At 41.1% G+C, this 11390-nt stretch carries 9 protein-coding genes; all 9 read left to right on the top strand.

Annotated elements, in window-relative coordinates:
* The first annotated feature begins 2 nt into the window (after positions 1-2).
* Positions 3-641: an O-methyltransferase gene (locus F3059_RS04925; protein WP_151167019.1), complete on the top strand. Its 639-nt coding sequence runs from the start codon at positions 3-5 to the stop codon at positions 639-641.
* Between the two features lie 125 nt (positions 642-766).
* Positions 767-2842: a T9SS type A sorting domain-containing protein gene (locus F3059_RS04920; RefSeq protein WP_151167018.1), complete on the top strand. Its 2076-nt coding sequence runs from the start codon at positions 767-769 to the stop codon at positions 2840-2842.
* 42 nt (positions 2843-2884) lie between these two features.
* Positions 2885-3835 carry a glycosyltransferase family protein gene (locus tag F3059_RS04915; RefSeq protein ID WP_151167017.1) on the top strand — a complete coding sequence of 317 codons (951 nt, stop codon included), beginning with the start codon at positions 2885-2887 and terminating at the stop codon, positions 3833-3835.
* A gap of 9 nt (positions 3836-3844) precedes the next feature.
* The gene (locus F3059_RS04910; RefSeq protein ID WP_151167016.1) at positions 3845-5665 is read left to right on the top strand and encodes an ABC transporter ATP-binding protein; all 1821 of its coding nucleotides are present in this window, start codon (positions 3845-3847) and stop codon (positions 5663-5665) included.
* A 173-nt stretch (positions 5666-5838) separates the two neighbouring features.
* A complete protein-coding gene (thrS, locus tag F3059_RS04905) occupies positions 5839-7791 on the top strand; it encodes a threonine--tRNA ligase (RefSeq protein WP_151167015.1) in 1953 nt (650 codons plus the stop codon).
* Positions 7792-7846: 55 nt separating this feature from the next.
* Positions 7847-8374 carry a translation initiation factor IF-3 gene (infC, locus tag F3059_RS04900; protein ID WP_262713925.1) on the top strand — a complete coding sequence of 176 codons (528 nt, stop codon included), beginning with the start codon at positions 7847-7849 and terminating at the stop codon, positions 8372-8374.
* 26 nt (positions 8375-8400) lie between these two features.
* Entirely contained in the window at positions 8401-8598 is a 198-nt protein-coding gene (gene rpmI, locus F3059_RS04895; protein ID WP_151167013.1) for a 50S ribosomal protein L35, read from the top strand.
* A gap of 93 nt (positions 8599-8691) precedes the next feature.
* Positions 8692-9036 (top strand): 50S ribosomal protein L20, encoded by a 345-nt coding sequence (gene rplT / locus F3059_RS04890; protein ID WP_151167012.1) that lies wholly within the window; start codon positions 8692-8694, stop codon positions 9034-9036.
* A gap of 309 nt (positions 9037-9345) precedes the next feature.
* Positions 9346-11301 (top strand): T9SS type A sorting domain-containing protein, encoded by a 1956-nt coding sequence (locus tag F3059_RS04885; RefSeq protein ID WP_151167011.1) that lies wholly within the window; start codon positions 9346-9348, stop codon positions 11299-11301.
* Positions 11302-11390: the final 89 nt, after the last annotated feature.

Genomic DNA, 11390 nt, shown 5'->3' with positions numbered 1-11390 from the left:
TTATGGATTTCATCGAACACGATATTCTCGATTACGCGATTAATCACAGCGACTCAGAACCTGAAATTTTACAACAACTCAATCGCGAAACACACATTAAAGTATTAAATCCACGGATGTTAGCCGGTGATTATCAAGGCAGACTCCTGAGTATGATCAGCTTTATGGTCAGACCCGAAAACATTCTGGAAATAGGCACATATACAGGCTACTCAGCACTTTGCTGGCTTGAAGGATTAAAAGATGGAGGTGAAATTCACACCATTGATAAAAACGAAGAATTACAACCCATTCTCAAAAAATACCTAAAACTGGACGAGCCCAATAACCCTATTCACTTTCACCTGGGAAACGCACTCGAGATCATCGATGAACTCGATAAAGACTGGGACCTGGTTTTCCTCGATGCCGATAAATCAAATTATCTTAATTACTACGAAAAAGTAATTCCTAAAATGAAACCGGGTAGCTTCATCGTTGCTGATAACGTACTGTGGAGCGGAAAAGTAATCGATGAAAAAGCAAATGATGAGGATACTGTAGCGCTCCGCAAGTTCAATAAACATGTCAAAGAAGATCATCGTGTAAGCGAGATCATTCTCCCAATTAGAGATGGCATTACCATAATTAGAAAACTTTAGAGTCCGTTTTACAGCCAAAAAACTTCGCTCATACCGTTAACACAAGCTTTCAGTAAGTTAGAAGAAAAGCGTATTTTAGTCGGCCTGGTATTTGTGTCAATACCTGAGTTCTAAATCCATTACGTATGAGAAGTATTTTACTGGCTTTCGTAACTGTGCTACTGACTTTCAGTTTACAGGCACAAAATAGCATTCAAAAGCAGAGCATGGTTTGCCTGCTCGACATGACTCACCTCAACAATAACAACGATTCACGCCTTTTCGCTTGTAAGCAGATTTTAATCGCGACAGGAGCTTCATTTGTTGTGCGAAAATCAATTGGAGATGCCAGTCAGTACGGAGCAATTCTCTTCTCATCTGATATTTTAAACGGAACTTTTAATTCTTCACAGCGCGACTCCATTACAAACTATGTTTCAAACGGTGGTGTAGTGATCACCTCCAATGTCAAAGACCCGGATTTCTACGACCTGTTTGGAATTTCAGATTATACCTCAACTCAAAACAACTACTTCCTCAATTGGGATACTGACTCAAATCCTGATCTTTTCACTTATTTTGATGATCCCCTCGAAAAGGAAATTCAACTCGGTAGAACCGATTACCCCGAGGTAATTTACTCACGCCATTACGATTTAGATGGCGCAACACCTCTCGCCTACTTTGAAAATGATCAGTCAAAGCCAGCTGTAATTCGCCATGAATACGGACAGGGAAAACTCTATGCTTTTGGTTTGTCGCTGAGAGATGTCTCACTCCGCTGCATGCTGAATTACGACTACAATGCTGAACGCACTTTTTCAAACGGTTTTGAGCCCGGAGCCGATGTTTTCCCGCTCTTTATCAGATCGATTCTAGCAAAAGAAATCGATAACTTTGTTTGGAAGCATACTTCACCGGCTAATAGCTACAACACCGTAATGGTTACTCACGATGTAGACAGCCGAACCGGTATGGACACCATGAAGTATTTCGCTATGGAAGAACTAAAAAGAGGAATAAGAGCAAATTACAACATCACTACTCGTTACTTTGCCGATAGCGCTATGAGCGACTTCTACGTGGAAAACCATCCTGAAGTTCAACAACTATTATCCTACAACCAAATCATCAGCAGCCACTCCGTTGGTCACTTTTATGATTTTCACGAATTCCCATTGGGTCCGTCAGGATTAACACCATTCAACTACACGCCATTTTACGATGGCAACAGCACCAATAATGGCTATGTAATGCCGGAAGTTGAAGTTTCCAAAAACATACTGGAAGCAAATCACGGTGTCAGCATCAAAACATTTAGATCAGGACATTTACGCTTCCCCGATAAACTCGCCAATGCGCTGGAAGCTCAAAATTACCAGTTTGAAAGCTCTCTGAGTACTAATGACCTCATGTACAGTTTTCCATTTCCTTTAAAAGAAAACAGAAGTTTCAGCGGACGCACAACATCCGTTTACGAAATCTCGATGACACTGAGCGATGTTTACAATGCAAACGGATTTGAATCTTACAATTACCATGAAGGTGTAACAGACTGGGTGAAGGCGACAAAACAATACGAATACAACTATTCACCTGTCACACTGCTCATCCACCCCAACAGAATATGGAAAGTTGATGCGATGAAACTCTACCTCGACTACCTGAGCGAGAAAAACATGATTCTCGACATGGAAACTTACGGCAACTTTTGGAAGAAAAGAGAACAACTCCGTTTTTGGTCAGAACCACAAGGCGATGGCACAACAGTTATCACAATTCCCGATGATCAGTTTCCACTCGACCCATTTTTGAGCTTTGGAGTACACGGAACTGAAAACAATGGAAAAGTTATCGTTAAACGCGAGAGCGGACAGGTACTCGACTTTACCTCAGAAAATGTACACCCGAGAAATCATATTTTAGTTTACCAACCAACTTTTGCTGTTGGAAATGAAATCGTTAAAAAAGAATCTGACGAAATCAACTTTTATCCCAATCCGGCTTCACCGGGTGGACAAATCACGATTGACAAAGCATTCGACTCCGGAATTGAATTATCGATGTACAACCTCAGTGGTCAGCTCGTTTACAGCAAACCGTTCTATGCCGGCTCAATGGTCAGAACCAGTTTGCCCGCAGACCTAAATCCCGGAGTTTACGTAATCAGCATTTCCGGCTCTGACCGTAACTACACCAAGAAAGTACTGATAACGCATTAGTATAATTTCAAAAAACCTAATTTCGCACAAAATCTTTCATGCATGAAGATAAGCGGTTTTAGCTTTGGGCGAAACGTATCGAAATTATATTACCCGATTAAAGAATCCATCCTTTCTATCTTGCCGATTTGTGACGAGTTTATTTTCGTTTTAGGCAAAGGTGATGAAGACGACAACACGAAAGAGATTCTCGAGAGTATTGACTCGCCAAAACTGAAAATCATCGAGACTGAGTGGGATACGGAAGCTTTTCCAAACGGAATGGAAAACGCCCATCAAACTGATATCGCGATGAAGCACTGCACCGGTGACTGGTTGTTTTATGTACAGGCTGATGAAGTGGTTCACGAAAAATATTTACCCGTCATAAAAGCGAGATGTGAAGAGCTTTTAAACAATGAAAAGGTTGAAGGTCTTTTGTTCAAATACCGTCACTTTTTTGGCGATTACGACCACTACATCAATCACCACGGTTGGTACCAAAATGAGATTAGAATTGTGCGTAACAAACCTGATATCCACTCATTTGAATCAGCACAATCATTTCGCAGAATTCCGAATTTTGATGGTAAGAGTTACCGCCAGCAAAAAGGCTCTTACCTGTTGAATGTAGCTAAGGTTGACGCCTACATTTATCACTACGGCTGGGTACGACCACCGAGATACATGCAGAGTAAAAAGAAAGCACTCGACAGCATTCACAAAGGAGACAGCAAGGCCGAAGCACTCTACAAAGATCGGGAACAGGAATTTGATTACGGTCCGCTAAAAGGACTGCCTAAATTCAAAGAGACACACCCGGCTGTGATGAAAGATAAAATGAAAGATTTCAACTGGGCCGATAGCCTCAATTACACAACCAACAAACTGCCAAACCGGCCAAAGTTCAAACACGAAAAGACGAAATACCGCTTTCTTTCGTTCTTGGAGCGAAATATCAATGGCGGAAAACACTTTTTCCCTTTTAAGAACTGGAAATTACTCAACGTTTAAATTCTCTGAATGAAGAGCTTACTCAAAATAGTTAAGTACATAGTACCTTACAAAACACTCGCTTTTTTAAGTGTTTTTTCGAATGTATTACACGTAATCTTTCACCTGCTTTCAATTCTGGCGCTCATCCCGTTTTTGTCCATCATCATGGGCCGGGCAGATCGTGTTACAGAACGTCCGAAATTTGAGTTGAGTTCTGATTATGTAAAGGAGATGTTCAGCTATCAAATCACACCTTACATCGATGATTTTGGTGTTGAGGGAGCACTCTTTTACATCTGTATATTGATCGCTATTTTATTCTTTCTCAAAAACCTCTTCCGCTACTTTGCGAAGTTCTTTCTCGCTTCAATTCGGAGTGGAGTTGTAAGAGATATAAGAGCCCAGGTTTTCAAAAAGATTTTAGCACTTCCGCTCTCATTCTACTCTGAAGAGAAAAAAGGAGATATTATTAGTCGGATCACGGGAGACGTACAAGAAATCGAGTGGTCGATCATGAACTCGCTGGAAATGGTCTTTCGCGATCCCATCAGCATTGTGATGTCTCTCATTTTCATGTTGACGCTAAATGCAGAACTGACACTTTTCGCTTTCATCCTTTTACCAATTAGTGGTCTCATAATCGGGAAAATTGGAAAAAGCCTTAAACGCACCTCATCCAAGCTCCAGATCAGAATGGGAGAATTACTGTCAACCGTTGAAGAAACACTGGGAGGATTGCGTATTCTTAAGGCTTTTAATGCAGAAGAATCTGCTGATAAAAAATTCACAGGTATCAATACCATTTACCGCAACACCATGTTGCGCATGTTTCGCAAACGCGATCTCGCCTCTCCGGCCAGTGAATTTTTAGGAGCATTAGTGATGGTTATTTTGGTTTGGTACGGTGGAAAGATGGTCGTTGATGAATCAATCGACTTTAGTGCTGAAGAATTTCTCGGCTACATCGCGATGTTCTCACAGTTGCTGAATCCGGCCAAATCGCTTTCAACAGCTTATTACAACATTCAAAAAGGAGCTGCCTCAACGGAGCGAATCGAAAAAATATTACAGGCTGAGAACAAAATCAAAGACAAGCCAAATGCCCTTCCTATCAGGAGTTTTGAAAACTCAATCGAATACAGAAACTTGAGTTTTGCTTATGAAGAAGCTAAGGTTCTGAAAAACATCAACATCAAAGTTTCCAAGGGAAAAACAGTCGCACTTGTAGGCCAATCAGGTGGTGGTAAATCCACACTGGTAGATTTACTTCCTCGTTTTTACGATCCCATTGAGGGCGGAGTTTTCATCGATGATAAAGACATCAGGGAATACAAGATCAAAGATCTGCGCAACCTCATGGGAATTGTTTCTCAGCGTTCAATTCTGTTCAATGACAGCGTGTTCAATAACATTGCTCTGGGAGTTGAAAACCCCGATCGCGAAGCTGTGATTGAAGCGGCTAAAATTGCGAATGCACACGAATTCATCGAGAACCTTCCAAACGGATACGACACCAACATTGGCGATGGTGGAGGAAAGTTATCAGGCGGTCAACAACAACGCATCAGCATAGCCAGAGCTGTATTGAAAAACCCACCCATTATGATTCTGGACGAAGCAACCTCTGCCCTTGATACAGAATCTGAAAAACTTGTACAGGACGCTCTGTACAAATTGATGGAAAACCGCACCTCTATCGTCATCGCACACCGATTGTCGACTATTCAACACGCTGATGAAATCATCGTCATGCAGGAAGGTGAAGTCGTAGAACGCGGAAATCACGATAATCTCATCGCTCAGGGTGGTGTTTACAAAAAACTCACTGACTTGCAGGCTTTTGAATAAAAGTAATGTGTCTTTTACGATCAAAACCAATCGATATCACTAAACTTTAGAGTTTGTGTTAATGATATTTTTCAGGCTCTGACCGAAAATACCTCGTAACTCAATCGTGTAAAGATGAGAAGAGGCCTTTACAAACGTTGGAAACTTACTATCTTTGCCGGCCTCGAATAGCTATGGAAAAGATTACAATTACATTACCGGATGGTTCAAAGCGCGAAGTGGAAAAAGGAACTTCAGCGCTGGATGTTGCCAAAAGTATTAGTGAAGGACTGGCACGCAACGTGTTAGCCGCAGAGGTTAACGGTGAAGTTCGCGATGCTACACGTCCTATTGATGACGATGCAACGCTCAAGTTGCTCACCTGGAATGATGATGACGGAAAATCAACCATGTGGCACTCATCAGCTCACTTGCTGGCAGAAGCTCTCGAAGAACTCTATCCGGGTATAAAACTGGGTATTGGTCCGCCAATTGAAAATGGTTTTTACTACGATGTTGACTTTGGCGATCACGAATTTTCGAGTGATGATTTCAAAAAAATCGAGCAAAAAATGCTCGAACTGGCCAAAGAGAAAAATGAGTACCAGCGCCAGGAAATATCCAAACAAGATGCACTCGATTATTACAACAAAAAAGGTGATGAGTACAAGCTGGAACTCATAAACGACCTCAACGATGGCGAAATAACATTCTACACACAGGGAAATTTCACTGATTTGTGTAGAGGTCCGCACATTCCAAATACCGGCTTTATCAAAGCTGCCAAGCTTTTGAGCACTGCCGGTGCATATTGGAGAGGTGATGAGAACAACAAAATGCTCACTCGCATTTACGGTATCACATTTCCCAAGAAAAAGGAATTGACAGAATACCTCGAGCAACTCGAAGAAGCGAAAAAACGCGACCACAGAAAGATCGGAAAAGAGCTCGGCCTATTTACTTTCTCTGAAAAAGTTGGTCAGGGACTTCCGTTGTGGTTACCTAAAGGTGCTGCACTTCGCGAGCGTCTTGAGCAGTTTTTGAAAAGAGCTCAAAAAATAGCGGGTTATGAACCCGTTATCACACCACACATCGGGCACAAAGATCTTTACGTAACGAGTGGTCACTACGCTAAATATGGTGAAGATTCATTTAAGCCCATCGATACACCTAATGAAGGTGAAGAGTTTTTGCTCAAGCCGATGAACTGCCCGCATCACTGTGAGGTTTACAAGTCAGAGCCGAAATCGTACCGCGACTTGCCGGTTCGCTACGCTGAGTTTGGCACTGTTTATCGTTACGAGCAAAGTGGAGAGCTCCACGGACTCACACGTGTTCGCGGATTTACGCAAGATGATGCACACATCTTTTGCACACCTGACCAGGTAAAAGACGAGTTCAAAAAAGTAATCGATCTCGTTCTCTACATCTTTAAAACACTCGACTTTAAAGACTTCACGGCTCAGGTATCAGTGAGAGATCCTAAAGATCACAGTAAGTATATCGGATCTGAAGAGAACTGGGAAAAAGCAGAACAATCAATTATTGAAGCAGCTAAGGAAAAAGAACTCAACTACGTGATCGAAGAAGACGAAGCTGCATTCTACGGGCCAAAGCTCGACTTCATGGTTCGCGATGCAATCGGTAGAAAATGGCAACTCGGAACAATCCAGGTAGATTACAATCTACCGGAGCGTTTTGAGCTCGAGTTTACGGGATCCGACAATCAAAAACACCGCCCGGTAATGATCCACCGCGCGCCTTTTGGTTCGATGGAGCGTTTTGTCGCTGTATTGACTGAGCACTGTGCCGGAAACTTCCCGATGTGGCTCACACCAGAGCAGGTTGCGATTCTTCCAGTAAGTGAAAAATACAACGAAGCAGCCGAGGAACTTTCAAAAAAGTTAAATAATTCCGATATTCGCGCCCTCGTAGATGATCGTAATGAAAAGATAGGCAGAAAGATACGGGACAACGAATTGAAGAAAATCCCGTATATGCTCATCTACGGAGAAAAAGAAATTGAAAGCCAGTCGCTGGCAGTGCGCAAGCATGGAGAGGGCGATCTTGGTACGATGCCGGTAGATAAGTTCATCGAGCACGTACAAAATGAGGTGCAGGAACAAACCGGCACTTTTAATGGTTAATGAACACAAAGTTTAATTAAAGTAGGAGGACTTAGTCATAAGAAGAAAAAAACCTATCCGCAGAAAGAAAGAGAATCCGCACAGGATTAACCGCTTCATTAAAGCTGATCCTGTAAGGGTAGTTGGTGACAATATTGGACAAGATGTTATGCCTTTGAAAGAGGCATTGAATATGGCTGATGATATGGGGCTAGACCTCGTTGAAATTTCGCCAAAGGCCGATCCGCCTGTCTGTAAAATCATCGATTACAAAAAGTTCCTTTATGAACAAAAGAAGCGTCAGAAAGAGATCAAGCAAAAGACGCAAAAAGTTGTTGTGAAGGAAATTCGTTTTGGGCCCAACACCGATGATCACGATTACGAGTTTAAGAAAAATCACGCTGTCAAATTTTTGAAAGACGGTGCCAAGCTAAAAGCATTTGTGTTCTTTAAAGGACGCTCAATCCTGTTTAAGGATAAAGGTAAAATGCTCTTACTTCAACTCGCTCAGGATCTTGAAGAATACGGTACAGTTGAACAAATGCCCAAGCTGGAAGGTAAACGCATGACGATGTTCTTTGCGCCCAAGAAGAGTAAGAAATAATTCAGATCGAGATAAATAGTTAGTTTATGCCAAAGATGAAAACAAACTCCAGTGCCAAGAAGCGCTTTAAGCTTACAGGTTCTGGAAAGGTGAAAAGGAAGCACGCGTTTAAATCGCACATCCTCACCAAAAAATCGAAGAAAAGAAAACGTGCGCTTACGCACTCAGGTTTGGTACACAAATCTGATGAAGCAAACATCAAGCGCCTGTTGACACTCAAGTAAGAGTTGTCAGGTTTCAAAAATGTTAAACCCGGAATTGAGCCAAAATTGAACAAAGTGCCTCGTGCCGCTTAATTCCAAAAAACGAAATTTAATATGCCAAGATCAACAAACTCCGTAGCAAGTAGAGCGAGGAGAAAAAAGGTAATGAAGCAGGCCAAAGGTTACTATGGCCGCAGAAAGAATGTTTGGACGGTTTCGAAGAATGCTGTAGAAAAAGGAATGCAGTATGCTTACATCGGCCGCAAACAAAAGAAAAGAAACTTTAGAAAACTTTGGATACAGCGTATCAACGCAGCAGCTCGCCAGGAAGGATTGTCTTACTCACAGTTCATGGGCAAGTTGAAGGATTCAAATGTTGAGTTGAACCGCAAGGTTCTTGCAGACTTAGCGCTCAACCATCCTGAAGCGTTTAAAGCCGTTGTCAATAAAGTAAAATAAAGTAAGAATTTTTGATCTGAATTATTTGAAGGGAACTCGATTGAGTTCCCTTTTTTTATACCCAATTTTCTCCTTCTCCACTCATCTAATCATTACAACAAGCTCCCTACCCTAATGACATTCCCGGCACTAACATGAACTTATAAAATCCAAAACCAAATGACCATATAGTTATTGGCTAATCCTTCCTATCACACAGCACTACAAACCCTTTTCTAACACATTTACAACAAGTTAATCAACCCTTATAATTTGTTAGTTGTTTTTATTTTTATAACCTTTGAACAATTAATCAAAAATTTTAAACCCATGAATACCGAAAAATTAAAATTTATTCAAGGCAAAATCCACCTTATAGGAATCTTTACTATTGCATTAACATTGTTTGCAATAAATGCTAAAAGTCAAAGTTGTACTTCACCAACGAATAATCCTCCGTTCAATGAAAGTTTTAAATGCATGTATGATACTATGAGTGGTTTTGGTGATACGTGGGGTGAACGCATACAGGACTATGATGATTACACTGGCGGGCAAGCTGCCATGAAGAAACGCTATCGTTCTGTTTTTGTCAACCAGAGCATTAACAGGGTAGGCGGTTTTGCGGTTGTCGATTCAAACTCCAGTGGAACCAAATACTATTTTGACCCGAATGATGTAGGATCAACTTTTGGAATTGATGAAGATAATGATTGTGTTTATGAACGCGAAAATGAACTACTCGATTTTCTTGTCGACAATCACTTTGATGAGATCATCCTCTACAATGTTTCCGGTATTCTAAAAGACGGGGATCAAACTGCCAAAGATTATGATGTAAATAATAATAATCCTTTTACACCTTACGATAATATAATGAAAGAAGAGAAAAAACTCGAATGGCACCTGGCGCGCTTCATTTACAAAGCAAAAAACGATTACAACCTCAAAGTTGTGGGTGCTGTTCCCGGATTGACAAAACCGCAATACTACGGACGCTTTTACAGCTATTACGATGAGTATTCGAGGAATTGGTATGACGATTACACAGAAATGATCGAAGGTTTTAATGAGGCTTTTATCGACAGCTATGAAGATACCTGGCTCAACAATCCTGAAGACCTGAAATACCTCGATTACGGGGAAGATACCTTGTTCTTGCCAAAAGATTCGCAGGGACGTATTTCCTATATCGACAAAGTAATTGTTGATGCTTACAATTTACATCTTTTTGAATTCAGGGTAAAAAACGGATTCATTACAAACGCCACAGGAGAAGAGTGTAACGAAATAGGAGAAGGAGAAAATATATGTGATAATGCTTTTGACGGTCATTTGTTTGAATGGGAGTGGTGGAATAATAATGTAGTAGCAGATGACAAACACGAGCAGGAACTCGACAAGTTATTGGGACTAATTGAGTTTTCTGCTAAACTAAAAGAGCTCGTTGAACCTTGTTATCCTGAACATTACGTCACGCAGGATAATTTCAGTGATAATGGTTGGACAGGACTTTACCGCACCGAACAAAGACGAGCAGATTTGGTTGATTCCATCGCTCATCGCATTTATTTGTACAGTTATCACAAAAACCCCTGTGATTGTTATTGGGGAAGAGCGAATAACCCGAACAGCACTTATAATGACTTTAACTACAAAGTGAACCTGTTGAAGAATAACGATTTTGGAAACCCTCTACCTTACGGGGAGTCATTTATATTACCTGTTTTCATGGCCAAGTATCACGATCAGAGCTTGCTGAATGATCCTAACCGCCCGGTTTATTACGGAGATGGTAACATGGGCTGTGACAATGTCCAGGACTCCTGTGACTACTGTAGTGAAAGAACTGGCAGAGCACTCCTGGATTTGCAGAATAACGGCTATCAACCGTACCTGAGCTACGTTGAAAACATTTTCCAGGAACAATACGATTTTGATACAGCCACACATGCCGGAAACAGTGATAGTCATATCTTTGGGTATTGCTGGTTTAAATCGAGGTTGTTGCAGGATAACAGTTTTATCAGTTCTGACGGTAAAACTCTTACAGATAAAGGAAATAATATTAAAGTTTATCCGAATCCGAGCAACGGCCTTTATAATATTGAATCAAACAAAATGATAACCGGGATCAAAATTTATGATCTACGAGGTTCATTGATCAAACAAGATCAACTTTCAGAAAGAAGAAAGCAATTACGTCTAAAAAATTCAGGCGTCTATTTAATGCAAATTGAGGATATTGATGGTAATATCACCACGAAAAAAGTTGTGAAATGGTAAGATCAACAATTTTAGTTTTCATGATGTTGGTTGCAGCTCTAACAGGCTACAGCCAGCACCTTGAGGTGATCAAAGAATACAACAGCAAC

It is taken from the genome of Salibacter halophilus, assembly GCF_008806325.1.
In the GTDB taxonomy this organism is placed as follows: Bacteria; Bacteroidota; Bacteroidia; order Flavobacteriales_G; family Salibacteraceae; genus Salibacter; species Salibacter halophilus.
The sequence above is the reverse complement of the archived record's forward strand: the minus strand, read 5'-3'. Positions and strand labels throughout refer to the sequence as shown.

Coding starts and splice junctions, on each gene's coding strand:
- rplT (WP_151167012.1), top strand. CDS start 8,692: ATGCCAAGATCAACAAACTCCGTAGCAAGTAGAGCGAGGAGAAAAAAG.
- thrS (WP_151167015.1), top strand. CDS start 5,839: ATGGAAAAGATTACAATTACATTACCGGATGGTTCAAAGCGCGAAGTG.
- F3059_RS04920 (WP_151167018.1), top strand. CDS start 767: ATGAGAAGTATTTTACTGGCTTTCGTAACTGTGCTACTGACTTTCAGT.
- F3059_RS04915 (WP_151167017.1), top strand. CDS start 2,885: ATGAAGATAAGCGGTTTTAGCTTTGGGCGAAACGTATCGAAATTATAT.
- F3059_RS04910 (WP_151167016.1), top strand. CDS start 3,845: ATGAAGAGCTTACTCAAAATAGTTAAGTACATAGTACCTTACAAAACA.
- rpmI (WP_151167013.1), top strand. CDS start 8,401: ATGCCAAAGATGAAAACAAACTCCAGTGCCAAGAAGCGCTTTAAGCTT.
- F3059_RS04925 (WP_151167019.1), top strand. CDS start 3: ATGGATTTCATCGAACACGATATTCTCGATTACGCGATTAATCACAGC.
- F3059_RS04885 (WP_151167011.1), top strand. CDS start 9,346: ATGAATACCGAAAAATTAAAATTTATTCAAGGCAAAATCCACCTTATA.